Below are 24,846 nucleotides of genomic sequence, written 5' to 3'. Positions count from 1 at the left end.
GCGGTGTTTGCACGGGCTCTGTTCAAGGGTGCGCGACCGAGTGCCGCGAGGATGCGCCGGCCCGCAACTACCGCGCGTTCGCCCCGAGTTCCCAACGCGCCAAAAATCCGGTACACTGGTTCTTGCCTCTTACGTGGCGTTATCTTGGAAAACTCCCCCAGGACCGGAAGGTAGCAAGGGTATTCGAGCTATGACGGGTGCGTAAGAGGTTTTTTCATGCCCAAAAACGGGTACTTGGATAGTTCGCACCCGTCATATGCACTACGTGCCCGCTCCGCTGGCGCTTCGCGGCTTCGAATCCGGATTTGATTCTTCGCGCGCTCAGAATCCGGATTCTCAGCGGGTGCGTAAGAGGTTTTTCTATGCCCGAAAACAAGCCTTTCTCCTGAGAATGTGCACCCGTCATGTCCGTCTCGCTGTCGTTCGACGGCTTCAACCCAGGATTCCGCCTCGTTAGGGCTCGGCGGCTTCGGCGCATGATTTATTGCCTCGCGCGCTCGGAATCCTGCGCCTCAGTTCGCTCGCTCGGAATCCTGGGTTTCAGCGGTTGCGTAAGAGGTTTTTTCATGCCCAAAAACGGGTGCGTAGGCAGTCGGATACCCGCCACACTCAGCAGCAATGTGCTTTCTATTACTTTTCCCTCATAAGGCTTGCGTGGCATCGCAAACCTGTAGTAAAGTTTTATTCGTTGCCTACGCAATGCGCAGGGAACATAGCTGGAGGATTCGCCTAGCGGCCTATGGCGCACGCCTGGAACGCGTGTTGGGTTAACAGCCCTCGGGGGTTCAAATCCCCCATCCTCCGCCACCGATCCCCGGTCTTAGATTCTAAGGCCGGGGATTTTTTGCACCCTTGCTACTATTTCCTCAGAGCCCCTCGGGGTCCGTGCCGCCGGGCGTCCGAAAAACCTGCAGAAAGCACCACCATGATTTTCAAAAAAGTAGGCGACAGCCGCCCCTACCCCCAGCACGGCATGACCCACGCCGACTGGGGCGGTATCGCGCCACAGCAGGTGCGTCTCGACACCCTCATCACCACCCAGAAGACCCTCAACCTTGAAACGCTCCTGGCCGAGGACTCCACCTTTTACGGCGACCTCTTCCCGCACGTGGTCAAATGGGGCGGCGAACTCTACCTGGAGGACGGTGTGCACCGCGCGCTCCGCAACGCCCTGCACCGCCGCGCCGTCATGTACGCGCGGGTGCTCGACCTGGACTCCATCTCACCGGCGCTGTTGCCCGGGGCCCGCAACTAGGCAACGCCGGGCGGCTTTCCGAGCCCGGACCGCGCGGTTGCCCGCAGAACCGTACAACGCAGGTGCCGAGCCATTCTATGAACGGCTCGGCACCTGCGTTTTAAAGTTTTAACGTATATCTGCGCGACGGAACTCCGTCGAACACGCCACCGCGGTAGAAAGGGGCCTACGCGGCATCCTTCTGGCCGGAGTCGTCCTGCGCGAGGGCCAACTGGGGCGCGAGTTCCTCGGAGTCCAGGCGTACCGGGTTGCCCTCGGTATCGAAGCGGGCGCCCAGACCCATCTGAATAAAGCGAATCGTGTTGAGAATCTGGTGCTCTCGGGTCTGCTCGTCCGGCGCGTCCTCGGTGCGTCCCGCGCTCGAAGAAAGCGAGCCGTGCACCAGCATCGCCAGCTCGCGGATATCGTTCTGCGGAATGTACTTCTCGGCGATGGCCGCCGAAAGGATGTTTGCCAGGACCAACTGCAACTCCTGCACGTGCTTGCCGAGCTTCGCGTAGGACTCGGGGGAGAGCATGGAGCGCATGGCCGGGCCCGGGGGCAGGTGGCGGCGCGCCAGGTCGTTGATCTGCAGGCGGATGTACACGGCTAGTTGGTCTATGGGGTTCTCGATGCCCTCCAGACCTTCGCGTAGCTCCTTGAGGAAGCGTCCGGTCTCGTCCAGGGCGTAGGCGACCAGCAGTTCACCCATGTCGGCGAAGTAGTTGTACACGGCGGTGCGGCCGATGCCCGCGTTCTTGGCGACGTCGGTCATGGTCAGGCCGGGCAGGCCTCGGGTGTAAAGAATCTCGCCAAAGGAGTTAAGGATGGCGCGCTTGGTGTTCTCGCGCTGGGCGGCGTTGGTGGCTGCAGAAATACGTGGCATAGTGACACCTTACCGCAGAATGTCAGTAAATGACGAATATATCGAATGTGTCACCAAGAAATTTGCCTACTTTATGCGAATTTTACGCCGGGAGGCGGTAAAACCCCTCGAAAACCCCTCGAACAGCCCGGATACCTCGCACCGCGCGGGCCGAGGGAGGCAGAAGCTAGCTCAGAGGTATCCCAGGCGTGTAGCTGCAGAGAGATCCGCGGCCACCAGCGCGGGAATGGGGTAGCCCGTGTGCCCGCGCCCAGGAATAACCTGCAGGGCCGTGCGCGCGCCGAGCGCCTCGTAGAAGGCGATACCCTCCTGCGCCGCAATACGCGCCGACCAGCTACCCTCAGTGCTCGTCGCCATACGCCGCCGAGCCGAAGGGGAACGCCCATCCAAAACACCCACGTGCCAGCTCATCAGCAGATGCGCATGCGAAGACGGGCTCAACGCCGCCCGCTCACGCACCCGCGCAGGTATGCCGTCAGCGCCGCCGCCACCAATGAAGGTGGCACCGCCACCGTGAAGCCAGTCAATATCGTGCGACAGCAGCTCATAGCTGAGGAACTCCGCACCACCCGAATAGCCCGCAAGCCAGACGCGGCTCATATCCACCCCGTACGCCAAGGAAATCTCCTCAATCAGGGCGCGAACCATCCTGCCGTTTGAGCGGGCACGAACCCACCAGTTATAGGTCAGCGGAGGCGCATAAGAATCGGTGTCGGTAAGGCGCGGCTCCCGCAGACTACCCGGCGACAGCACCGGCACCGACAGCATATTGAACTCAGCCGCCACCTGCGCCAGCTCGGCACGCAACGGGGAGGTGCGGCGCAGCAGGCGGCTTCCGGCGCGTGAGATGTGGTCGCCGTCGAAGTAGAGGAGCAGCCCGGGCGCCCGGCCGGTAGCGGGGTTGCTGAGCAGGTTGAGGTTATCCACGCGGTAGTAGATAGTGCGCCCTCGGTGCGAGAACGGGCGGTAACCCACAATCTCCGAAGAGGCGAGTACGAGCGGCTCAAATACCGTGGCGGCCGCTCGAACCAGGCGCGCCGCGCGGGGGAGGAGCGGATGCAACCGCGGAATGTGCGCGCTGAGCCGCCGCTGGTTGCGGTGGATCAGCGGACGACGCAGGCGGTGGCTCAACCTCTTCATGGCTCCATTGTAGGCAGAGCCTCGAAGCCGGACGCCACCTCTCGCCGCGGGCCAAAACGCCCCAGAGGCGCATGGCGCGGCTGCGCCCGAGCGTCCGAACTTTAGCGCGGGCGGCCCCCAACCTGCCCGGCGCACGGTATATGGGTACTATTAGAGAGGCTCGGGTGGCAGACGAGCCCACCGAACGCGGTCCACGTGCCGCATTTGAAGTTTACGGTGGTCAGCCCACCACACAACCACCACTAGAAACACAACGCATGAGAAAGAACCTGGGGAGAGTTATGGCTAAACCCGTTAGCGAGTCGAAGGCTCAGACGAGCACCGTGAAGGTGCCGTGGGCCGGTCGTCGCGGCTACTTTGATCTGTTGCTGGCTGCATCCTGCGTCATCCTGATTATCTCGAATATTGGCGCAACCAAGGGCGTGGAGTTCGGCCCGCTGCCCTTCGATCTGCCTGTCATCGGTAACACCATCGTGACCGACGGCGGTTTCTTCCTCTTCCCCCTGGCCTACGTGATTGGCGACCTGCTCTCCGAGGTGTACGGCTTCAAGCGCGCTCGCCGCGCCATCGTGGCTTCCTTCGTGGCAGCCGCCTTTGCCGCCGTGTGCTTCCTAGTCATCATGTACCTGCCGGCCGCGGGATTCTACGAGAACCAGAAGTCCTTTGAGGCGGTGCTGGGCCCCGTGTGGCAGATTTACGCCGGTTCTCTGCTCGGCTACCTGTGCGGTCAGACCCTGAACGCCTGGATCATGGTGTCCATGAAGAAGGCTACCAAGGGTCGTTTCCTGTGGCTGCGCATGATTGTCTCCACCCTGGCCGGCGAGCTGGTTGACACCTTGATTTTCTGCTCGATTGCGGCTCCGGTGCTCGGCATCGAGACCCCCGAGGCTTTCCTGAACTACGTGTTGGTCGGCTACGTCTACAAGTGCCTGGTTGAGGTTATCCTCATGCCCATTAGCTACCCGGTCATCGGCTGGTTTAAGCGTCACGAGCTGGAGTACGTGGCCTAGCCCCGACACCGGACTGACGCACGGGGCCGCTCGATCGTTTTGTTCGGGCGGCCTTCCTCTATTCACACTTCATTTTTCGATACACAGCATTCCTAACGAAAGCGACACGTTATGTCTACACTGCGGGAGAATACCTCTGAGCAGTCGAAGGGCGACTCCCTGAGTCGTTCCCTGTCCCACGGTCAGCTGACCATGATTGCGATGGGCTTGGCGCTGGGTACGGGTCTGTTCCTGGGCTCGTCCTCCGCGATTAAGATTGCGGGCCCGGGCGCTATTGTCTCCTACGCGATTGGTTCGATGATTGCGGCGATTATCGCCGCCTGCGCGGGCGAGATGTCCGTGCGTCACCCGGTTCAGGGTGGTTTCGGAACGATTGCGAGCCGCTACCTGAACCCCTTTAGCGGCTACATCACCCGCTGGGCCTATTGGGCCTGCACCGTGCCGCTGGCCGGTGCCGAGCTGGTGGCCGTGGGTCATTACGTGGCGTTCTGGTTCCCTCAGATTCCACTGTGGGCTTCGGTGACGTTCTTTGGCGTGCTAATCCTGGTACTGAACCTGGTGAGCGTGAAGTCCTTCGGCGCGTTGGAGTTCCTGCTCTCCTCGATTAAGGTATCTGCGGTCATCGTGTTCATGGTGATTGGCCTGCTGCTGGTGTTCGTGGGCCTGCCGAACCACGGCGCTGCGGGCGTGCAGAACCTTGTCAACGACGGCGGCTTCCTGCCGAACGGCCCCATGTCGATTTGGATTTCGATGGCCGTGGTCATGTTCTCCTTCGGCGGTGTCGAGATGATTTCGCTCTCCGCCGCGGAGGCGAAGGACCCTGCCCGCTCGGTGGCCTCCAGCGTGAAGGCGATGATTTGGCGTCTGTCCACCTTCTACGTGGTGTCCATGGCGATTATTCTGTGCCTGGTGCCGTGGCAGACGGCGGCGCAGAACTCTGAGCTGACCGAGTCCCCCTTCGTGATGGTCTTCTCCGAGATGGGTATTCCCTTCGCGGCCGACATCATGAACTTTGTGGTGCTGGTGGCAGCCCTGTCGGGTGCGAACGCCTCGCTGTACGCGGCAACCCGTCTGATGCACGCCCTGGGTGCCGATAAGATGGCCCCCTCGGTTGCGGCCCGCACGACCTCCCGCGGCGTGCCGATGGTGGCCCTGCTGATTTCCTTCACCGGCGTTGTCGTGGCGACCGTGATGGCCGTGGCCAAGATCGGTAACATCTTTGCCCTGCTGATGGCCCTGGTGACCCTGTGCATACTGATTGTGTGGATTATGATTCTGCTGACCTACCAGGCCTACAAGAAGGACCAGGGGGATGCCTCCTCCTTCACGGTGCTGGGCGGCCGCTTGACGGCAGGGCTGGCCCTGGTGGGCGTGCTGGGCACCCTGGTGGCCCTGTTCATGCTGGACGGCTCGGGCGTGCAGGAATCCATTATGGTGGGCGTGGTCTTCTTCGTGCTGATTTCTATCGGCTACGTGATTGCCTCGCGCCGCCTGGGCGGGTTCAAACGCCCCGACCTGGATGCAATGCACGAGGCCGAGGAGCTACAGACCCGAGCCACCGAGTCTTAGTCTCAAGTTGAGGTTATAGGATGGGGCGTCGCGGGCAAGAGCCGCGGCGCCCCGTCGCATCCGGTAGCTCCCGCCTCTGCCGCAGGACGTGCGAACCGGCACCCGTACAATGGAATTATTCGCGCCCGCGACCCAGCGGTTTTGACCCCTCGGTTTCTGCAGCGCGAGCACACAGCACACATCACGCCCTCGGGCGTACTAAAGGAAGGCACAGCCGTGTCCCACAATGACAGCACCCGCGGCCCCGTCGCCGCGGGAACCGCCGAGCCTCGAACCCTTAAGCGTTCCCTGTCCCACGGGCAGATGACCATGATCGTGATGGGTTCGGCTCTCGGCACCGGCCTTTTCCTGGGGTCGGGCACCGCGATTGCCATGGCCGGCCCTGCGGTTATTCTGACCTACGCCATCGGTTCGGCGCTCGCTTCGGTGATTGGCGCGGCGACCGGTGAAATGGCGATTCGCTACCCGGTGCGTGGCGGTTTCGGCACGATCGCGACCCGTTACCTGGGGCCCTTCGCGGGATTCCTGACGCGCATCGCCTACTGGACGGCGACGGTGCTGATTGCCGGCGTGGAGCTCGTGTCGGTGGCGACCTACCTGAGCTATTGGTGGCCGCAGTTGCCGCTGTGGGTGGGCATCGCGGCATTCGGCGCGGCGCTGATTGTGCTGAACCTGACGAGCGTGAAGTCCTTCGGCATGCTGGAGTTCTTCCTCTCCTCGATCAAGGTCATTTCGATTGTGGCCTTCCTGCTGGTGGGCCTGTGCCTGATTTTCTTCGGCCTGCCCGGCCACGCCGCGGTGGGTACCGCAAACCTCTTCAATGACGGCGGTTTCATGCCTAACGGCCCGGAGTCGGTGTGGCTGTCGCTGGCCGTGGTGATGTTCTCCTTCGGCGGTATTGAGATGATCTCGATCTCTGCTGCGGAGGCGAAGGACCCCTCCCGTTCGGTGCGTTCTTCCGCGAAGGCGATGATGATTCGCCTGGCGACCTTCTACGTGCTGGCCGTTCTGATTGTTGTGGCTGTTATTCCGTGGCGTTCGGCATCGGGTCTGGGCGACGCTGTGGAGGCATCCCCGTTCGTTCTGGTCTTTGAACAGCTCGGTATTCACGGCGTGGCGCACTTCGTGAACTTTGTGGTTCTGATTGCGGCACTGTCCAGTGCGAACGCGAACCTGTATGCGGGTGCGCGTCTGCTGCACTCCCTGGCGGTTGACGGTATGGCTCCTCGACCGCTGGCCGGGGTGAACCGCGCGGGTGTGCCTGCGCGTGCCGTGTGGCTGTCGACCAGCGGCATGGTGATTGCTATTCTGCTGGCGCTGTACAGCCCCAAGGAGGCGTTCCTCTCCATGATTTTTGTGATTATGGTGTGCGCGCTGACCGTGTGGGTTCTGATTCTTTTCGCCTACATCGTGTACAAGCGCGTTGAGCCCGCCGCGCACGGGTTCCGCCTGTGGGGTGGACGCTTCACCGCCGGCGTGGGCATTGTTCTGCTTTTCGCGGTGTGGGTGGCGCTCTTTAGGGTGCGCGGTTCCGCGATTCCCTCCGTGGTGGGCGTGGGCTACTTCGTGGTGCTGAGCGTGCTGTACTTCGCTCGTATCCGTCACAGCCACACGATTGACGACCAGACGTTTGCGGAGGCGCAGCGGGCGACGGAGGGCTACGACGCGGCGCAGCACGACGCCGACCATGCCCTCGAGACCGCGGCAAAGCTGGGACGCTAATCCCTCTCGCGGCTCCCCCGCGGCGCGAACGTCAAGAAACGAAAAATACGGAAGATTAAGGCTTCTTCCGTAATATAACCGTAAAAATAACGCAGGCCCTCGAAAGAGGTCTATTATAAATAGTGAACCGTATGATCTTGTATGCGTTCAAATGTCTGTGTGTTGGATGAGGCCTGAAAGCATCGTAGCTTTCGGGCCTCATCGTTTTAATTCGAGCCAATATTTTTAGTAGTGAAATTTCCGAAGAACATAGATTTTAATGTAAATATGTGTTTATGTGTGAATTTTCCGGAGTATTTCCGAAAGGAGTAGAGTTAAAGCCATGCAAAGCCACGAAAACCCTCAGAAAACCACTTCTGCGGCCGGCGCCTCCGCCGCCACGACCGCGGCCGATGAGCTGACCGTGTACGTCCCCGCCCGCTGGGGCGACATGGACGCCTACGGACACGTCAACAACGTTGCCATGCTCTCGATCATGGAGGAGGCCCGCGTGGCCCTCTTCGGCCCGCCGCCCTCCTCGGGACAGAAACCGACCGTGGCACCCAACCCGCCCATCCCGCTCTTCGACCTGGTGCCCGAGGGCGTTCAGGCCCTCATCGCCGAGCACGGCATCCGCTACCTCGCGCAGCTGCCCTACACCGGTGAGCCCGTGCCCGTACGTGCACGCGTGGAAAAGGTGAGCGCCGCATCCGTGCGTATCGGCTACTCGATTCTCTCCCCGGTGGATCAGCGCGAGTGCGTGCGCGCCTTCACCGTGCTGGCCTTCTGGGACTCCGTGGCGGGGCGATTGACTCGACTCAGCCCCGAGCAGCGAGGACTGCTGAGCTCCTTCCTGCCGAAGGAATAAACGCGGGAGGGTACGGGCCTGCGCAGCCCGGATGGCTTGCGCGCAGGCCCGTATTCAGGCGGTGTTCACGGGAAACGCGTATGCTTAAGGTACCTTCTGCAAAGGGTGCAAAAGGTACAGCCCAGGAGAGAACAATGTCGTTTCACCACACCCAGGTAGCCCCCGCAGGCTGGGGTCGCCGCACCGTGCGCGCCACCGGATGCGCCACCGCCCTACTCTTCGCCCTGACCGGATGCTTCGGCGGCTCCCAGAGCACCGCCGAGTCCTCCCCGAACCCCACCGCCACGGCCTCACCCACCCGCCACCCGCTGCCTTCCTCCACGGCCACGCCGGCTCCGAACACACCGACGCCGCACGCAACGACCGGGCCGACCGTCACGGAAACCACGGCACCCGCCTCAACCGCTGAGCCCGCCCCCTCCGAATCCTCGGCGAGCGTTGAGGCAAAGGCAACTCCCGTCGCGGATGCCAGCCCCACCGCCGCTGAGACGCCGCGCGCGCCCGAGAAGGTGGAGGTCGAACGCGCCTCCGCCGGTGAGCGTTGCGGGCACATTGGCCGCAAGGGCTACCTGAAGACCGGCGCGGAAATCATGGTGCTGCGCGGCACCGTGGACTGCGCCCACGCCCTGGACGTGCTGACCGAGTACGTCACCACCCCGCGGGCCGACGACAACCTGACCCAGAACCAAATCGCGAAGGTTCAGGATGCCACCTGCTACTGGAACCCGCAGTACGAGATGGCCGAAAACCGCCGCGAAGATCGCGGCGCCCCCGAGTGCACCATCGGCGAGGACACCGCCTTCGTGGCTCGCCTGCAGAACCCGGACGCCCCCGAGATCCCGTTCCTCATGGAGCCTGCCCGCTACGATTCCGGTGCCGGCTACTACCGCTTCAAGAGCTACGACGAGCGCACCGTCTGCGAGCTGAACCCCGCCGAGTCCACCCTGACCTGCGAGCGTCGTCTGGGCGGTCAGCTCACCGACGGTAACGGCGCGGTGGGCCGCACCTTCTCGGCACCGGTGCGCGTCACCCGCATGAACTTTGCCACGGGAGCCTACGACGAGCGTGTGGAGGATGTCGCCCCCGCGACCCTGCACGCCGAGAGCACGACCGCAAACACGCTCATGCTGCGATCGAATAACGTGACGGTGTTCCCCACCGATTCCGGCAAGCAGATTACCTGCTACGGCGAGCCGGAGGAAGGCGCGATGACCTGCCACGACGGCGGAACCTACTCGGTGCCCATTGGCGGCGGCCAGTTCTAGATTGGAGTGAGATCTCGGACGTGACGAATCGCGGAGGGGGCTCCCCACAATGACGGGCCCATACATAGCTTGTGGAGGTGCGGCATAGCCCCCGCACAGGCGGCGTTCTAGAATGGTTAAGGAACCCGGAACCAAAGACGCAGAAAGGTCACCATGCAACCGGCACAGACCCCTCACCCGCACCGCCGGACGAAACGCTACGCCCCCGCAGCCCTTGGCGCGACGCTCCTGCTCGCCCTCGCGGCCTGCTCCGGAGGCGGCGGAACCTCGGCCTCGCCGAGCGTCACCGCGACCCCCAGCCCCAGCGCGACGAGCGCGAAGGCAACTCCCACCCCCAGCCCCACTCGCACCGTGACCGTCACAGAAACCACCCCGACCCCCGGAACGGTGCAGACCGCGACCGCGGAGGCGACCGTCACCCCGGGCACCATCACGACCGCAAGCGCTACGGCTACCGCGAGCGCGCAGACCGGCGGTCAGGCTCAGGCTTCTTCGACGGCCCGAGCTTCTTCGGCCCCCTCGAGCACCGCCTCGCTCTCCTCCTCCGAGGTGAAGTCCGCGGGAGGCACCTGCGGCACCCTGGAGGCCACCGGATACCTGAAGCACGACGCCACGATTCAGGTGGCTTCGGGCGCGGTGGATTGCCTCTTCGCCAAGGAACTGATTCGCCAGTTCGTAGTACAGAACCCCGCCGAGGTCACCGACAAGGCCAATGGCGAGCGTACCGTCATGTCGGCACGCTGCTACTGGAAGCCGGGCGACGGCGTGGACCGCGCGACCCCCGAGTGCGTGTCCCTGGACGGCGGTAACACCGTCATCACCGCGAAGTTGACCAACTAGCAGGCATCTCAAAGCCCGCGCGATTCAAGAGACGGACCCTATAGCATGAGCGCCGCGCTGACGATTCAATCGTCAGCGCGGCGCTCATGTTATTTCGAGAAGCCCGTGCGGTGGGGTCTACGCCTCGCCGCGGGTGGCGAGCACGTCATCCAGGCGGGCGAAGGTCGAACGCCAGGTGGTGCGCACCTCCTCGTGAACCGAGGGAGGCATGGGGCCGATCTCCACGACGATACGGGTTCCGGACCCCACGCCGTCGGCGGTAATCACGGTCTCGGGGAAGAAACGGTGACGCTGGTAGACCAGCACGCTGCCGGGGTTGCCCAGGTGATCGGGCAGCTGCTCGGCGTACTCAATCTCCTTGAAGGGCTCGATGGCCAGAAAGCGGCTCTGCAGGATGCAAGACACCGAGGGGTCCACCTCGTTGATCATGGACAGGCGCTGCATGCCGCCCACCACGGGTTCAAGCACCACGTCGGTGGGGCGCACGTGCCAGCCGGCCGGGCCGTACCAACGGACCAGCAGCTCGGGGTCCATGTACGCGCCGAAGACGTCTTCGATGGGTGCGGCAATCTCGTGGTCGAAGACGAGGAGCTCCTCGTCGGGGACGCGGGTGATGCTCATGGTTTTCTCCTGATGAGGTCGTGGGCTGTGCGGTCGGCGGGCTTAGGGCTTCTTACCGGAGTAGTAGTTACCGAGGAACTCGTCGCGGTACTCGAAGTAGGTGCCGTCCTTGATGGCCTCGCGGGCGTCGTCCACCATGCGCACGATGAAACGCTCGTTGTGGATGGAGGCGAGGGTCGCCGCCAGGCGCTCGTCGGCCTTGAAGAGGTGACGCAGGTAGGCGCGGGTGTAGTGGGTGCAGGTGTAGCAGTCGCAGCCCTCGTAGATGGGCGAGAAGTCCGCCTTGAAGCGCGCGTTGGTGATGTTGTAGCGGCCGGTGGGGGAGTAGACGGCGGCGTTGCGTGCCACGCGGGTGGGGGAGACGCAGTCGAAGGTGTCTACACCGTTTTCGATGCCGACGAAGATGTCGTCGGGTTCGGAGATGCCGAGCAGGTGGCGGGGCTTGGATTCGGGCAGCTCTTCGGCGCACCAGCGCACGATGGTGCCGAGGTTTTCCTTCTCGAGCGCACCACCGATGCCGAAGCCGTCGAAGGGCATGGAGCCCAGATCCTGGCATGCCTTGCGGCGCAGGTCCTCGTACTGTGCACCCTGAATGACGCCGAACAGCGCCTGGTAGGGCTTGCCCACGCGCTCAGTGGTCAGGCGCTGGTGCTCGGCGATGCAGCGCAGCGCCCACAGGCGGGTGCGTTCGAGCGCCTCCTCCTGGTAGCCGCGGGAGTTGTAGAGGGTGGTCAGCTCGTCGAAGGCGAACATGACGTCGGCACCGATCTGGTGCTGCACCTGCATGGACACCTCGGGGGTGAAGCGGTGAATCGAGCCGTCAATGTGAGACTTGAAATTCACGCCGTCGTCGTCAATGTGGGCGAGGCGTTCCTTGCCCTTGGCCACGTCGTCGTCGCCGAGGGGGCGGCCATCGGCGCCCTTAGCGTCCGCGACGGTGCCCATGTCGATGACCTTCTTGAAGCCGGAACCCAGGCTCATGACCTGGAAACCACCCGAGTCGGTGAAGGTGGGGCCGTCCCAGTTCATGAAGGCACCCAGGCCGCCTGCCGCGTCCAGGATTTCGGGGCCGGGCTGCAGGTACAGGTGGTAGGCGTTGGAGAGCAGAGCCTGCGCGCCGAGCTCCTTCATGGATTCGGGCAGGACCGCCTTGACGGTTGCCTTGGTGCCCACGGGGGTGAAGGCGGGGGTCTGAATCTGACCGTGCGGGGTGGTGATAACGCCGGTGCGACCGAGGAACTGTCCGCCGTTCGCGTCGATGCGTTCGGCGCCGGGGGAGGCGGTGTCCGCCAGGCGGCTGGTGATGGTGAATCCGAAGTCTTCGGTGGGGAAAGAGTTATCTAGAACGCTCATTCTTCTCTCGATCTGCGTGCGCTGTCCGTCTGAATGTTCATACTTAGGGTACCGGAAAACCCCGCCTCCTTTGCCGGAGGCGGGGTTGCAGGGGGGCGTATACCGGACTAGCCGGCGAAATCGCCGAGCATATCCACGGTCGGCACGAAGAAGAGGGTGCCGGTCACCGCGGTGCTGAAATCCAGCAGGCGGTCGTAGTTGGCGCCGTCCACGCCGGTGAACATGTTCATGAGCATCTTCTGAACGGTCGAGAAGGTGCTGGCGTAGCAGATGAAGTAGGTGCCCAGCTCGTTGTTACCCACGGTGCCGAAGGGCATGTTGTCGCGAATAACCTTGAAGTCGTCACCGATATTGGCGACGGCGGAGTGCGAGTTGGCGGGCTTTTCGTCCTCGTCCATCTCGATGTCGTCGTGCTTGGAACGGCCGATGACCTTTTCCTGCTCGGAGACGGGCAGGTTGTTCCACGCGGTCATGTCGTGAATGTACTTCTGCACGAACTGGTAGCTGCCGCCCTTGTACATGGGGTCATTGTCACCGATGAGGCCGAAGTATTCGCGTGCCGCGGGGGTCTGCGGGTTCTCAGTGCCGTCCACGAAGCCGATGATGGCGCGGCCGTCCCAGTAGCGGAAGCCGTGCACCTCCTCGAGCACCTCAGCAATATCGCGCAGAGCCGCGGTAATAGCGGACGCCATATCGTAAGCGACCGAAGGCTGAGTCGCACGGATGTGGAAGTGCAAATCACCGGGAGTGGACACCGCGGTGTGCTTATGGCCCCTAATCTCCTCGAACTCCACAAGCTCCTGCGGCAGCGGCTTGGGCAGATCCAGGGTCAGCCACGCGCTGTGGCTGATACCCAGCACAATGCTGGCGTTCTCGGGCGAGTAGCGGTTTGCGGCGGTGTGGTTGAGGTTAATGACGAGCCCGCAGAGGTTCTGGAACCCCTCAATGAGCGCATCCTGGCTGAGGCCTTCCTTGAACTTCCACACCATGAAAATGGTGTTAGCGTTCGGGCTGGCAGTGACCTGTTGTGATTCTGAAGCAAGCATAAAATTCACCGTACGCCCGCGCGCACGCCCCCGCAATGAACCCACCCCTAACATACGCCCGGGTTTTAGTAGCCGCGGTGCGAAGCGATATCGCGAGCATGGGCCAGGCGCGCGGCGGTCTCGAGAATAATCCAGGCCTGCAGCTGCGTGGAGAACTCTACGGGCACGCCGGGCTTGAGCGCCTCGCTCGTGGCCTGCGTGAAGCGCGGGGAGAACTGCACGAGCGCCCGACCGCGAATCTCGTTGGGATCGATACCCAGCTCGTTCATCGGCAGGTTCGGGTCGAATTCGCGGCGGCCCTCCCACAGGGCACGGGCGGTCGAGTAGATAAGGCTGGAGGCCAGGGCGCGGGCCTCGTCGCTCAGCAGGGGCGAGGATGCCGCCATGCCCAGGTAGCGCACCAGGATACCGGTGAAGAGGCCGCCATCGCCGTCGCCGTGAGAGATGAGGACGCGGCGGCGCGCTCCGGAGACAAATTCGACCTCCTCGGTCATGTGCTTCACGATGCCCACAATAAGGCGCTCCGCACGCTCGATGGGGTCCACCTCGCAGGGCACGCCGGAGGCCGCCAGGGTTAGCAGGGCACCCAGTGCGGTGCCTTGGTTGTAGGTGTACTCGCCGCGTTCGAGCTCGTACTCCTCGCCGCGAACGTTCACGCCGTCCATATAGAGCGAACGTTCTGCGTCCCAGAGGGTTGCGTTCATCCAGTCAATGAGGGCGGCGGCGGCGTGCGGGTCACCCGCGCGAGCGTATGCGATAGCTGCCGGTGCGGTGGCCGCGGCGTTCACGAAGTCGCGCTTGGACTTGCGCCAGCTCATGCCTCCGCCGGGCGCGAAGCCCTTGGCGAGCTGCTCGAAGAGGGCGGCCCCGGCGTCCTGCGCGGCCACGTCGTTTGCGCCGGTCAGCTCAATCGAGAAGGAGTTCATGCGGCCCACCGCGAGGGTCAGCCAGGCCATGTCGTCAAAGTAGTCGTTGGCGTAGCGGCCAAGGTTGCGCACGTTGATGCCGCGCAGCAGCGAGCGGGCGCGGTGCAGCTGCTCCTGAGCCTCGGTGATGCGACCCTCGCGCAGGTGGCGCTGGCCGGCGTCGATGATGCACTCGAGCAGGTGGGCCTGCCACCAGTAGTGCCACGTGTTGAGGCGCTGGCTCAGCGGGCGGGGGTCGGGTACCTGAATGGATCCGATGAGCGCTCCGGGCACGCCGAGGATGCGGTGCACGAAGGTGTCGGTGACGCTGACGGCTGCGGCCTCGGCGTGGGAGGAGGTGCGTTCCGCGTACTCGCTCATAGATGCCGGGGAGTGCGCGGTGTGGGAAGACGGCTGGGAATTCACGGTGCCCTCTATATGTGTACGGTGAAGTCTTACTTCTGCATTATCGCATTTTTTGGTGCCGGGTCATCACCGGTCCCTCCGGGGGTTCAGCTTGCCTCCCACACCGCGCTGTTCTTGCTCTCCCATGCACTTAATGTGCGACCGCTACGCAGGCTGATGGGCTCGCCGGTGATGGGATGTTCGAAGCTCAAAGTGTAGGCCAGCAGTTGTAGCGGGTGCTCGGAGCGGTCGGGCCCGTCGGGGAGCACGCGCGGGTAGAGTACGTCCCCAAGAATCGGGGCGCCCAGCAGGTTCAGGTGCGCTCGCAGCTGATGGGTCTTACCGGTGTGCGGGGCGAGGTCGTAGAGGCCCCACGGGCAACCGGGTTCGACGCCCCAGGCCTCGGCCTCGGCCGGGTCGGGGGTGAAGGTTTCCAGGATGCGCGCGGTGGTGAGGGTGTTCGGCTCCACGCCCCGCGCCACGCACTCCGTCTCAGAGAGCTGCCGGACCTGCAACACGTCGCGCACCTTCTGAATGTGTGAACGCACCCGCAGCCCCTCCGCGCTCAGGGCTTGTTCGGCGGCGGTGGGGTCGGCGGGCACCGGGGCCACGGCGCGGTAGGTCTTCGATACCAGGCGGTGCTGGAACATCATCTGGAAGGGGCGGCGCGCCTGAACGGTTTTGGCGAAGAGTAACACCCCGGCGGTGGGGCGGTCGAGTCGGTGAATTGGGATGAGCAGCGGGTTGCCCTCGCGCACGCGTAGCTTGGTCAGCGCGGTCTGCGCGATATAGGAACCGCGCGGGGTGGTGGGCAGAAAGTGGGGTTTGTCGATGGCCAGCACGTGCTCGTCCTCGTAGAGTACCGGCATGTCGGAGGGGAGTTCGGGCTCATCGGCGAGCTCGCGGAAGTACCAGATGCGCTCGCCGGGCGCGTAGGGGCTGGAGGCGGTCAGCACAGTGCCGTCATCCAGGCGCACCTCGCCGGTTTCGAAGCGGGAGTGAATAATCTGCGGGTCGTTCGGGTAGAAGCGCGCGATGAGGTAGTCGGCAATCGTGGCGGGGGCGCGTCCGCCGGGGGCGAGTTCCTCCGGGAGCTCCTCGGGGTGGGGGAGCACGAGCTGGATGGGGTCGATGCCGTTCTTCTGCGCCAGCGGAGGGGCCAGCAGGCGGCGATGCGTGCGGCGGGCGGGCTTGGCGTGCTGCACGGAGGTTTTCTGCGCGGAGGTTTTCTGCGCGGAGGTTTTCTGCACGGAGGTGATCCGGGTGGAGGTGCTCAGCTCCGGGGTGTTACGGGCCCTCGGCGTGTCGCGGTGGGAATCGTGGGTGGGCATGGCTCTACTGTACCGGTTGGCGCGGCGGCCTAGAGGAATCGCAGATTTATCTGACACTCATCTGCGCTTGTGGGAATAGGTGGGGATAAAAACGAAATACTCACACATTTTTGAAAATATTCGGGATTTAATTTAAAAAAATATAGCTAATTTTACAAAAACAAATGAATATATACGTTATTTTCGAAAACCCTGTAAAACCATCAGTAATAAATACTTCATTTAGAGTATATAGCCCATTGCAGATTAAAAGATGTGAAGCGTATAGAGACCTGGTAGGCTGAATAGCCTACGTCATAAATACTTTTAAAAAGGCTGAGAAGCGCATTAAAGCGTTACGATTAAGACACAGAAGTTCGAAAAATCGAACGAAGGGGTCGAAATGGGACAGAAACAGCGTAAGGAAGCTGAGATTAAAGGAACTCCCCCGGTTGCACCGGTACAATCTGACACTTCACACGCACCTCAAGGCACAGTCGCCGAGGCTAAAGTTTCTGCGCCGTCCACCGAACAGGGCGCAGAACACCGCACCGCGAGTGCGTTGCGAATGGAACCGCACGAGCGTGAAGAGCAGATTCTTCAGGTGGCTTCGGAACACTTTGCGCGCAAGGGCGTGCTCGGCGCATCCATGAGCGCCATCGCTCGCGATGCGGGCATCACCCGCGCGCTGCTCTACCACTACTTCCCCGGCAAGGACTCGCTCGCCGCGGCGGTCACCCGCCGCGAAGCTAAGGCGGTTCTCGAGGCGTTGGGCGAGCATAACGAGAACCCCGAAGAGGCCCTGCGCAACGCACTGCGCACGTACTTCCTCGTGGTGGCGGGCGTCCCCACCCCCGGCGGTGAGGACTTCCCCAATAACCCCACGGACTACCTCGAATGGATGCTCAAGCGTACCGGCATGCCGATTAACGACCGCACCCGCGTCATTCTCGGCGGCTGGTTGCAGCTCGTGGATTACTTCGCCCTGCACGTGGTGCAGCTCAACCCCCGCGACCAGCGCACCGTGCGCACCCGCGGTCTGGGGCTGGAAGAAGCCATTGACCTGTGCCTGGGCGCCGTCGATACCCTCACCGGAGGCTACTAGCCTCACGGTCCGCAAACTTCCCTCTCCGATGTTTGGTTGCAGGATTCGACGACAATGGGGCCGCGGATCCCCGGACGGATATTCCTCCGCCGGGCCCCCGGGCTCGAGCCGGTGGGCCGAGGTATCGCGCCACGGCCCACCGGCTCGAGGACCCCGAGAGCACGGCGGATTCCGGGAATACCATCCGGTTTGTGAGTAGGGAACGCAGAGCGCCCCGCACCTCCCTCATGGGGAGGCGCGGGGCGCTTTGTCGTGCGCGGAAGGCCCCTCGCAGATGCCTCGTCGCGTCGGGGAGTCGTCCTAAACCGGTACGGGCGAGCCGGCGCTAGAGAGGCCGGCGCATGGAGAGCCCGCGCACCGTGGCGTAGAACCCCTGATGCTGCAGGGCGCGGCGCAGAATCTGCACCGGATCCTCACCCTGCCGGTTGAGGGTGGGGGAGTCGGTGAGAAGCTCCACGTCGTTGACCTTCTCAATCGAGATCTTATCCATGCCGCCCGAGTCCATCATGCGCGCGATGGCCGGGGCGGCCGCCTCGAGCAGAACCGGGTCGGTCGTAAAGATGAGCAGGGTCTTCGCGCCGCGCTCCAGGTAGAGCACAGGCGCACCATCCACAAGCACCACGCAGGCGCCGGCCTTGCGAGCCGGGCGGTGCCGCAGGGGTGCCGAGCCCTCCGAGAGCTTCGACAGCTCGGGCCAGGCGAGGGCGGCACCGTAGGGGTTGGCCGGGTCCGTGGCGGCCAGAAGCGTCACCGTGAACGTGCCGAACACCTCCTCGGTCGCGGTGCGGCGCGGTCGCTCATCGCGCGGGCCGAGGCGGTCGGCCGCCGAGCGTAGCGCATCCACCGTGGCGGGGGCCGCGAACTGTGCGGCGCCCAGGCCCTCGATAAAGTAGCCGCGGCGCACGAGCGCACGGTCCTCGGCCTCGGAGTAGATGCGGTAGAGCTGGCTGAAGCCGCCGGGGGAGTCCTCGCCCTGCAGGCAACCGCGCGTAAGCACACCGTAGCGGTCCAAGAGCAGGTCGGCGCGCGCCAGGGCAGCCACCGTGGGATCCAGAGGCTCGCCCAGTAGGGAGTCTACGCGAGAGAAGCGGCCGCTATCCTGCGGGGCCACCGGCGAGGGACCGCCCCCGGCGTACCCGCCGCGCAGGGAACGGCCCATCGAGGCTCGCGCCGCCGCGATGCGGCCGGCTCCGCGGCGACTCACCCGCGAGAGGCGAGGGGCGGCCGCCGGGGTCGGATGCGCGCTCCTGACCCCCGCAAGCGTCGCGCGAACCGGGCCGAAGGAATCGTTCGTCAGCACGCCGGCCCACACGAGGCGCCACAGGGCGCTCGAGAGCTCGGCGGCATCCGGGAAGGAGACCGTCTGGCCGGGGGCCGCCGCCTCACCGAGAATCTGAACGACCCGCTCGCGCAGGGCCGGCACGAAGAGGCCGCCGTGGGCGAGCGCTTCGTGGATTGCGTGCTCGAGGGTGCCGGGGGTCTGCAGGCGCTCGAGGAGCTCGGGCTCCTCCTCCCGCAGAAAATCCGCGGGGTAGCTGGGGCCCAGGGTGAGCGGCGCGCTCTCGCTCAGGTGCAGGCGAATCCAGCCGTCGGAGCGCTGGGAAGCGCCGCCGAGCCGACCGGCCCCGGTGAAGAAGACGCGGCCGGTCATCATGAGCTCGTCGAGCAGGTGCGGGCGGTAGCCCTTCACACGGGCCGGCAGGATGAGCGTTTCCAGAGCGGAGGCGGGCATGCGCACGCCGGCCAGCTGGTCGATGGCGGTCAGCAGCTCCTCCTGCAGGGCGGGCTCGTCGAGGCCTTGAGCGCCGTTCGGCGCGCCGGTCTGTTCCTCCCGGGCGTTCTCGGGCGCGGCGGAGGTGAGGGGCGCGGGTGCCGCGTCGATAATTCGGGCCGTGCGTTGCGGCTCGAGGTACGCGCCGTAGGCGCTCGCCTCGGCCAGGGGCCGGGCCACTCGTACCGATAAAGAACGAACGTTCTGCCATGCGGGCAGGAAGAATCCGTAGGCCCGCGCGGGGACCGGCTCAATCTCCTGCCGCAGTGCCGCAAGCGAGCGGGCGCGAATCGTGCGTAGAACCTGCACATCCACCCACTCGGGGGAGCCGCCCGGCCCCTCGGCCCGCTCGGAGGCGCCCCGCATCACCTCGGGCAGGAACTCGCCGGAGGTCACGCGCCGCTGGCGCTGCAGGCGCAGCAGCACGGGGAGAAGCACGCCGGTGCCCACCGGAGTCAAGCGCGAGAAGTGGGCCGCAGCCTCGTGCACTCCGAAGGGAATGTGGGTGCGGGCAAAACGGGAGACCAGGTCCTCGAGCGGTTCGGCCACCGGCTCCAGGAAGGCGAGCGGTAGCGCCGCGGCGGGCATAATGCCCAGGCCGTCGCGCAGGCGGGCCGCATCCTCAACCGCGGCGTAGTAGAGCTGCGGGCCGCTTTCCGGGGTCCCCGGCCCCTCGAAGGAATAGGCGCGCCGCGCGTGCACGAGTCGCTCGGCCAGCTCGCGGGCGTACTCCTCGCTCGCCGGGGGTTCCGCGGGGCGGTGCTCGGCGGATCGATCCGAAGTTGCCGGCTCAGGCTCGACGGACTCCGGGCGGAGTCGCTCGGCCAGCTCGCGGGCGCTCAACGGGCCCAGCTGTCGCAGCAGGTCCGCCGCGCCCTCCACCCCGGAGGCCCGGTAGCGTTCGCCCGTGCGCTGCAGGCGGGCCAGGGTCTGCGTCAGCACCGCAGGGTCCAGTAGCTCGCGCAGCCCGGTCGTGCCCAAAAGCTCCGCGAGCATGGCCGGGTCCAGGGCTAGGGCGGCGGCGCGGCGCTCGGCGGCGGGCGCATCCGCATCGTAGAGGTGCTCGGCCACGTACTCGAAGAGCAGGGTGCGGGCGAAGGGCGAAGGAGCCTCGGTCTCCACCTCCATCAGGGCAATACTGCGAGACTCCAGGGCGCGGTGCACCTGTAGTAGGGCCGGCAGATCGTACACGTCCTGCAGGCACTCGCGGGCGGTCTCCAGCAGGATGGGGAACTCGGGGTACTTGCGGGCCACGTCCAGAAGCTGCGCGGCGCGCTGACGCTGCTGCCAGAGCGGCGTGCGCTTGCCCGGATTACGCCGGGGTAGCAGAAGGGCGCGGGCCGCGTTCTCGCGGAAGCGCGAGCCGAAAAGAGCCGAATCGGCCACGCTATCGGTGACGATGCCCTCCAGCTCATCGGGGTCGAAGAGGAAGAGGTCGGCCCCTGGCGGAACGTCCTCCATCGCGGGCAGACGCAGGATGATGCCGTCGTCAGCCGCCATGACCGAGGCGTCCACGCCGTAGCGTTCGATAATGCGGGCGCGCACCGCGAGGGCCCAGGGGGCGTGCACCGAGTAGCCCAAGGGCGAGTGGAGAATCAGCCGCCAATCGCCCAGCTCGTCGCGGTGACGTTCCACGATGAGGCGCCGGTCGGAGGGAACGGCACCCGTGGATTCGCGCTGCTCGCGCAGGTAGGCCAGCAGATTGTCCACGGCCCAGCGGTCCAGGCCGAGCTGCTCGAGCTGTCGGCGGGCGGCGGGCGCATCCGCGGCCTCCAGAGAGGCGAGGGCTCGGGTGAAGGCGCCCGTTTGCAGGCCCAGGGCATAGGGGCGTCCTGCGCGGTCGCCGTGCCAGAAGGGCAGGCGCGCGGGCAGACCGGGGGCGGGGGTAACGCGCACCGCGTCGTGGGTGATTTCCTCGATGCGCCAGCTGCTGGCGCCGAGGGTGATGACCTCGCCGGCTCGGGATTCGTAGACCATTTCCTCGTCGAGCTCGCCGACGCGCTTGGGGCCGCGTTCCTCGTCCCCGCCGACGAGGTAGACGGGAAAGAGGCCGCGGTCTGGGATGGTTCCGCCGCTCGTGACGGCGAGGCGCTGAGCCCCGGGGCGGCCCTCGATACTGCCGGAGGGTGCCTGCTCGGTGGGGGTTCGATCCCAGAGGATGCGCGGGCGCAGCTCGGCGAACTCGTCGGAGGGGTAGCGGCCGGCGAGCATTTCGAGCGTGGCGTCGAAGAGGGCGCGGGGCAGCTCGGCGTAGGGGGCGCTGCGGCGCAGAGCCTCGTACCAGGAGTCAACGCTGATGGGCCCGAGGGCGCAGGCGGCCACGGTCTGCTGGGCGAGCACATCCAGGGGGTTGGCGGGGATTGCGAGCGGCTCGAGGGTGCCGCTGCGCATACCCGCGAGGGTCACGGTCGCCCCGAGGAGGTCGCCGCGGTGCTTGGGATAGAAGACGCCGCGGGAGATATCGCCCACGCGGTGGCCGGCGCGGCCCACGCGCTGCAGGGCGGAGGCGACGGAGGGAGGCGCGGCCACCTGAATGACGAGGTCCACGTGGCCCATATCGATACCCAGTTCGAGGGAGCTGGTGGCCACCACGCAGCGCAGGGTTCCGCCCTTGAGCGCCTCCTCGATGAGGGTGCGCTGTTCCTTGGAGACGGAGCCGTGGTGGGCGCGGGCCAGGGGAGGCACGGCCTCGGGGGAGTTCACATCAGTCTGTGCGGCGTACTCCTCGGGGTCGATGCCCCGCCGGGCGAGCTCGCGGCGCAGGTGAATGTCGTTGAGCGCCGCGGTGAGCTTTTCGGCAAGCCCGCGGGAGTTCACGAAAACGATCGTAGAACGGTTGTTCTCGATGTGGTCGACGATGCGTTCCTGCACTCGGGGCCAGATGGAGGTCTCGGCGCGCCCCTCCGTCCCGCCCGCGGCCTCCGCGTAGGCCTCTGCGGGGTCAAGAACGGCGTTGAGGCCGAAGGAGGCGAGCTCCTCCGCGCCCGTTCCGCCCGTTCCGCCGGTTTCGTCCCCGGGCACTCCGGGAGCCTCGGAACCGGCCGAGGGCGCGGTGGGGAAAACCCCGATGGCATCCTCGAGGGTGTAGCCGGGGGCGGAGGGGCTTTCTGCGGAAGGGTCGGCGGAGGGATCGGCAACGGGCATGGCGGCGGGAAAGGCCGGTTTCGGTGCGCCTCCTGCCCCCTCGCCCGGCCCGTAGAGCCCCTGCCCGTAATCGTTTGCCCCGCCGAGGGCCGCCATATCGGGAACGGGAACGCTCAGGCTCAGGTCCCAGCGCTTGGGTACCGGTTTGTTGACGATGTTCACGGGCTGCACGCAGCCCAGAAAACGGGCCACAGCGTCGGGGTTCTCGATGGTCGCGGAGAGCCCGATGCGCTGGGCGGGTTCGGGCAGGAGCGCGTCCAGGCGCTCGAGGGAAACGGCCAGGTGCGCCCCGCGCTTGGTGGCGGCCAGGTTGTGAATCTCATCCACGATGACCGTGGTGACGCCGGTGAGGGTGTCGCGGGCGGCGCTGGTGAGCATGAGGTAGAGAGACTCGGGGGTGGTGATGAGAATGTCCGGTGGGTTGTTGATGAGCTTGCGGCGCTCGCGGGCGGGGGTGTCGCCGCTACGCACACCCACGGTGGTGAGGGGCTCCTCCGGCGCGTTTTCGGTGTCCGCGGCGCTCAGTCGCGTGATGCCGGCCAGCGGTGCCCGCAGGTTGCGTTCGACGTCGGCGCCGAGGGCTTTGAGGGGCGAAATGTAGAGAATCCGCGTGCCGCGCGGAGGCTGCGCGGTGCCGGCGGCCCGCTCACGGTGTTCGCGGTAGAGGGCGTCGAGGGACCAGAGGAAGGCTGCGAGGGTCTTGCCCGAGCCGGTGGGTGCAATGATGAGGGTGTTGCGGCCCTCGCGGATGCTCTCCCATGCGCCTTCCTGCGCGGCGGTGGGCGTGCTGAAGGCGCGGCGGAACCACTCGCGGACGGGGGCGGAGAAGTGGGAGAGTGCATCGGTCATGCTTCAATTATGACGCGTGTTACGGGTCACTTGATTTACGGGTGGTGCGGGGTGATGATGACTTGACAGATAACGTGCGGACCCCGCAATATTTTACTTGTAAAATAATTTAAGAACTCAGCAAAGGAATCATCATGACCCGCCTGAACGAAGAACAGCTCGTCGCGCTCTTCCATGAGCCTCGCACCGCCTATTCCTTCACCGACGAGCCCGTCACCGACGAACAGTTGCGCCGCATCCAGGAGCTCACCTTCTACGGCCCCAGCGCCTTCAACAGCCAGCCCCTGCGCATCACCTGGATCAAGAGCCCTGAGGCTCGCGAGCGCCTCATCTCCCACCTGATGGACGGCAACAAGCCCAAGTCTGAATCCGCACCCATGATTGCGCTGCTCTCCGCAGATCACGGCTGGGTCGAGAAGGCAGATACCTTCAACCCCAACTCCGCCGAGTTCATCAAGGGCTACTACGGTGACGAGAACCTGGCAAAGCCCACCGCCGATATGAACGCGCACATCCAGGCTGGCTACTTCATCACCGCGATTCGCGCCCTCGGCCTGGACGCAGGTCCCATGACCGGCGCAGACTTCGAGGGTCTGAAGAAGGAGTTCCTGGCGGGTACCAACGAGCAGCCTTTCCTGGTCGTCAATATCGGCCACGGCATCCCCTCCGGCTACGATCGTTCCGCACGCTTCAGCCACGAGGAAGCCACCCGCTCCGTCTAAAACGAGCGAAGCTGCCACATAACCTTGAGCCTAAGAATTAGGCTTAGAAATAGTTCAAGGGCGGTTCCCCGCGATGGGGAACCGCCCTTGAACTATATACGCGTTTAACGTCTTACTGCGCCGCCTGCTGGGTCGCGCTACCTAGCGTGCCCCAAACTGGCCCACGGACAGCTGCGGGACCGAAGAGGAACAAGCCGTCGTGTCGAAGGGTACGGTAACGCCGTCCCGATCGCCGGCAAGGCCCACCAGGAAGCCCTCCACCTGCCGCGCGCCGCAGCTATCGCCGAAGCGGCTCGTATTGATGGAGCGCATTACCACCGTGGTGCTATCACCCGGGGCGATGGTCACACCGGCGGGGTTCATGAACTCGGAGGAGTTAGAAGCCTCTCGCCCCACCCAATTACCCGAAGAGTCCGCGTAAATCACGCGCGGGTACCCGCGCAGGGAACAGGGTGAATCGCTGGAATTCTGGAAGTACAGCGTGAGGGTGCGTGCACCGGGGGAGTTGTTCGTCACGGAGACCGAAACGTTCAAATCATCCATGGAGCACTGCGAGGGTCCCTCGGCGTTCTTCTGGCCGGAATTATCGGATCGGCTTGAGCTACCGTTGTTATTACCGTTGCTGTTGCCACCGTTGTTACCGCCGGAGGAATTCGACGAACTCGAGTTCGAAGAAGAGGAACCGGAATCCGAGGAAGAATTCTGATGGTTCCCGGAATCGGAGTCGTTGTGCGCTTCACCGTTATTGCTATCGCTCTGCTCCGGGGGAAGGCCCTCGTGCTTTGCCTCGCTCGAGGAAGAAGACGAATGATCGTGCTTCGACTCGTGATTCTCCGAGCTAGACTCCTCGGCGTGAGCGGAGGAAGAATCCCCGTGCTCCGGGGACGCGCTATTGACAACTGTGATGGAGCCCGGGGCCACCGAAGCGCTGGGGCTCTCGGAAGCCACACTAATCGTGCCGGGCTTCACCGATGCGGAGGCACTCGGGTGTGCCGAGGTGTCCTCTGCACCCTGACCGGCCTGGGACGCGCCGCATCCACTGAGCGCGAGCACGCCGCAGAGGAGGGTGGTTGATGCGAGTACCTGAGCCGATTTAAACATT

The 24,846-nt window shown here is 64.7% G+C and carries 18 protein-coding genes, 1 tRNA gene and 1 other RNA gene; 11 read left to right on the top strand and 9 right to left on the bottom strand.

The genetic code is table 11. The features are described from left to right. Nucleotides 1-120: 120 nt before the first annotated feature. From ffs to AC3E6W_RS07080, 3 genes are all read left to right on the top strand, one after another. Nucleotides 121-217, top strand: an RNA gene (gene ffs, locus AC3E6W_RS07090) — signal recognition particle sRNA small type. Nucleotides 218-718: 501 nt separating this feature from the next. Continuing rightward, a tRNA-Ser gene (locus AC3E6W_RS07085) sits at nucleotides 719-807 on the top strand. Nucleotides 808-925: 118 nt separating this feature from the next. Then, nucleotides 926-1,255: a type II toxin-antitoxin system VapB family antitoxin gene (locus AC3E6W_RS07080; protein WP_049333972.1), complete on the top strand. Its 330-nt coding sequence runs from the start codon at nucleotides 926-928 to the stop codon at nucleotides 1,253-1,255. A gap of 166 nt (nucleotides 1,256-1,421) precedes the next feature. Here AC3E6W_RS07080 and AC3E6W_RS07075 read toward each other — a convergent pair whose 3' ends face one another. Next, nucleotides 1,422-2,120 carry a TetR/AcrR family transcriptional regulator gene (locus AC3E6W_RS07075; RefSeq protein ID WP_490652703.1) on the bottom strand — a complete coding sequence of 233 codons (699 nt, stop codon included), beginning with the start codon at nucleotides 2,118-2,120 and terminating at the stop codon, nucleotides 1,422-1,424. 171 nt (nucleotides 2,121-2,291) lie between these two features. Further along, entirely contained in the window at nucleotides 2,292-3,260 is a 969-nt protein-coding gene (locus tag AC3E6W_RS07070; RefSeq protein ID WP_490652702.1) for a hypothetical protein, read from the bottom strand. 281 nt (nucleotides 3,261-3,541) lie between these two features. Here AC3E6W_RS07070 and AC3E6W_RS07065 point away from each other — a divergent pair, with 281 nt between their 5' ends. The 6 genes from AC3E6W_RS07065 (at nucleotide 3,542) to AC3E6W_RS07040 (ending at nucleotide 10,513) form a co-directional block, all read left to right on the top strand. Further along, nucleotides 3,542-4,270 (top strand): queuosine precursor transporter, encoded by a 729-nt coding sequence (locus AC3E6W_RS07065; RefSeq protein WP_294648037.1) that lies wholly within the window; start codon nucleotides 3,542-3,544, stop codon nucleotides 4,268-4,270. A gap of 111 nt (nucleotides 4,271-4,381) precedes the next feature. Next, nucleotides 4,382-5,839 carry an amino acid permease gene (locus tag AC3E6W_RS07060; protein WP_490652701.1) on the top strand — a complete coding sequence of 486 codons (1,458 nt, stop codon included), beginning with the start codon at nucleotides 4,382-4,384 and terminating at the stop codon, nucleotides 5,837-5,839. Nucleotides 5,840-6,055: 216 nt separating this feature from the next. Beyond that, nucleotides 6,056-7,561, top strand: coding sequence for an amino acid permease (locus tag AC3E6W_RS07055; RefSeq protein ID WP_490652700.1), 1,506 nt, complete (start codon nucleotides 6,056-6,058; stop codon nucleotides 7,559-7,561). 322 nt (nucleotides 7,562-7,883) lie between these two features. Further along, nucleotides 7,884-8,408 (top strand): acyl-CoA thioesterase, encoded by a 525-nt coding sequence (locus tag AC3E6W_RS07050; RefSeq protein WP_490652699.1) that lies wholly within the window; start codon nucleotides 7,884-7,886, stop codon nucleotides 8,406-8,408. A 134-nt stretch (nucleotides 8,409-8,542) separates the two neighbouring features. Further along, a complete protein-coding gene (locus AC3E6W_RS07045; protein ID WP_490652698.1) occupies nucleotides 8,543-9,673 on the top strand; it encodes a phosphoglycerol transferase in 1,131 nt (376 codons plus the stop codon). A gap of 153 nt (nucleotides 9,674-9,826) precedes the next feature. After that, a complete protein-coding gene (locus AC3E6W_RS07040) occupies nucleotides 9,827-10,513 on the top strand; it encodes a hypothetical protein (protein ID WP_490652697.1) in 687 nt (228 codons plus the stop codon). A gap of 117 nt (nucleotides 10,514-10,630) precedes the next feature. Here the strand turns inward: AC3E6W_RS07040 and AC3E6W_RS07035 are convergent, their stop codons facing one another. The 5 genes from AC3E6W_RS07035 to AC3E6W_RS07015 form a co-directional block, all read right to left on the bottom strand. Further along, nucleotides 10,631-11,134: an SRPBCC family protein gene (locus tag AC3E6W_RS07035; protein ID WP_070483353.1), complete on the bottom strand. Its 504-nt coding sequence runs from the start codon at nucleotides 11,132-11,134 to the stop codon at nucleotides 10,631-10,633. A gap of 42 nt (nucleotides 11,135-11,176) precedes the next feature. After that, entirely contained in the window at nucleotides 11,177-12,487 is a 1,311-nt protein-coding gene (gene tgt, locus AC3E6W_RS07030) for a tRNA guanosine(34) transglycosylase Tgt (RefSeq protein ID WP_313967930.1), read from the bottom strand. 107 nt (nucleotides 12,488-12,594) lie between these two features. After that, a complete protein-coding gene (locus AC3E6W_RS07025) occupies nucleotides 12,595-13,533 on the bottom strand; it encodes a Dyp-type peroxidase (protein WP_490652696.1) in 939 nt (312 codons plus the stop codon). A 65-nt stretch (nucleotides 13,534-13,598) separates the two neighbouring features. Beyond that, the gene (locus AC3E6W_RS07020; RefSeq protein WP_314507500.1) at nucleotides 13,599-14,864 is read right to left on the bottom strand and encodes a glycoside hydrolase family 76 protein; all 1,266 of its coding nucleotides are present in this window, start codon (nucleotides 14,862-14,864) and stop codon (nucleotides 13,599-13,601) included. 86 nt (nucleotides 14,865-14,950) lie between these two features. Continuing rightward, a complete protein-coding gene (locus AC3E6W_RS07015) occupies nucleotides 14,951-16,174 on the bottom strand; it encodes a pseudouridine synthase (protein ID WP_490652694.1) in 1,224 nt (407 codons plus the stop codon). 382 nt (nucleotides 16,175-16,556) lie between these two features. Between AC3E6W_RS07015 and AC3E6W_RS07010 the strand changes: the two genes are divergently transcribed. Further along, complete coding sequence (locus AC3E6W_RS07010) at nucleotides 16,557-17,258, top strand: TetR/AcrR family transcriptional regulator (RefSeq protein WP_239663092.1); 702 nt, start codon at nucleotides 16,557-16,559, stop codon at nucleotides 17,256-17,258. Nucleotides 17,259-17,583: 325 nt separating this feature from the next. Here the strand turns inward: AC3E6W_RS07010 and AC3E6W_RS07005 are convergent, their stop codons facing one another. Further along, a complete protein-coding gene (locus tag AC3E6W_RS07005) occupies nucleotides 17,584-23,022 on the bottom strand; it encodes a DEAD/DEAH box helicase (protein WP_490652693.1) in 5,439 nt (1,812 codons plus the stop codon). A gap of 134 nt (nucleotides 23,023-23,156) precedes the next feature. Here AC3E6W_RS07005 and AC3E6W_RS07000 point away from each other — a divergent pair, with 134 nt between their 5' ends. Continuing rightward, nucleotides 23,157-23,744 carry a malonic semialdehyde reductase gene (locus tag AC3E6W_RS07000; RefSeq protein WP_049333987.1) on the top strand — a complete coding sequence of 196 codons (588 nt, stop codon included), beginning with the start codon at nucleotides 23,157-23,159 and terminating at the stop codon, nucleotides 23,742-23,744. A gap of 141 nt (nucleotides 23,745-23,885) precedes the next feature. Here the strand turns inward: AC3E6W_RS07000 and AC3E6W_RS06995 are convergent, their stop codons facing one another. Continuing rightward, nucleotides 23,886-24,845 (bottom strand): DUF4232 domain-containing protein, encoded by a 960-nt coding sequence (locus tag AC3E6W_RS06995; RefSeq protein ID WP_490652692.1) that lies wholly within the window; start codon nucleotides 24,843-24,845, stop codon nucleotides 23,886-23,888. Nucleotide 24,846: the final 1 nt, after the last annotated feature.

It is taken from the genome of Rothia sp. SCPM-O-B-18226 (M350) (assembly GCF_058213595.1).
This window is presented reverse-complemented; position numbering and strand designations above follow the sequence as displayed.

What these genes read in the sequence shown, in the direction of transcription:
- AC3E6W_RS07000 (WP_049333987.1), top strand. Translation starts at nt 23,157, where the DNA reads ATGACCCGCCTGAACGAAGAACAGCTCGTCGCGCTCTTCCATGAGCCT.
- AC3E6W_RS07015 (WP_490652694.1), bottom strand. Translation starts at nt 16,174, where the DNA reads ATGCCCACCCACGATTCCCACCGCGACACGCCGAGGGCCCGTAACACC.
- AC3E6W_RS07005 (WP_490652693.1), bottom strand. Translation starts at nt 23,022, where the DNA reads ATGACCGATGCACTCTCCCACTTCTCCGCCCCCGTCCGCGAGTGGTTC.
- AC3E6W_RS07010 (WP_239663092.1), top strand. Translation starts at nt 16,557, where the DNA reads ATGGGACAGAAACAGCGTAAGGAAGCTGAGATTAAAGGAACTCCCCCG.
- AC3E6W_RS07040 (WP_490652697.1), top strand. Translation starts at nt 9,827, where the DNA reads ATGCAACCGGCACAGACCCCTCACCCGCACCGCCGGACGAAACGCTAC.
- AC3E6W_RS07065 (WP_294648037.1), top strand. Translation starts at nt 3,542, where the DNA reads ATGGCTAAACCCGTTAGCGAGTCGAAGGCTCAGACGAGCACCGTGAAG.
- AC3E6W_RS07060 (WP_490652701.1), top strand. Translation starts at nt 4,382, where the DNA reads ATGTCTACACTGCGGGAGAATACCTCTGAGCAGTCGAAGGGCGACTCC.
- AC3E6W_RS07050 (WP_490652699.1), top strand. Translation starts at nt 7,884, where the DNA reads ATGCAAAGCCACGAAAACCCTCAGAAAACCACTTCTGCGGCCGGCGCC.
- AC3E6W_RS07080 (WP_049333972.1), top strand. Translation starts at nt 926, where the DNA reads ATGATTTTCAAAAAAGTAGGCGACAGCCGCCCCTACCCCCAGCACGGC.
- AC3E6W_RS06995 (WP_490652692.1), bottom strand. Translation starts at nt 24,845, where the DNA reads ATGTTTAAATCGGCTCAGGTACTCGCATCAACCACCCTCCTCTGCGGC.
- AC3E6W_RS07075 (WP_490652703.1), bottom strand. Translation starts at nt 2,120, where the DNA reads ATGCCACGTATTTCTGCAGCCACCAACGCCGCCCAGCGCGAGAACACC.
- AC3E6W_RS07045 (WP_490652698.1), top strand. Translation starts at nt 8,543, where the DNA reads ATGTCGTTTCACCACACCCAGGTAGCCCCCGCAGGCTGGGGTCGCCGC.
- AC3E6W_RS07025 (WP_490652696.1), bottom strand. Translation starts at nt 13,533, where the DNA reads ATGCTTGCTTCAGAATCACAACAGGTCACTGCCAGCCCGAACGCTAAC.
- AC3E6W_RS07035 (WP_070483353.1), bottom strand. Translation starts at nt 11,134, where the DNA reads ATGAGCATCACCCGCGTCCCCGACGAGGAGCTCCTCGTCTTCGACCAC.
- tgt (WP_313967930.1), bottom strand. Translation starts at nt 12,487, where the DNA reads ATGAGCGTTCTAGATAACTCTTTCCCCACCGAAGACTTCGGATTCACC.
- AC3E6W_RS07070 (WP_490652702.1), bottom strand. Translation starts at nt 3,260, where the DNA reads ATGAAGAGGTTGAGCCACCGCCTGCGTCGTCCGCTGATCCACCGCAAC.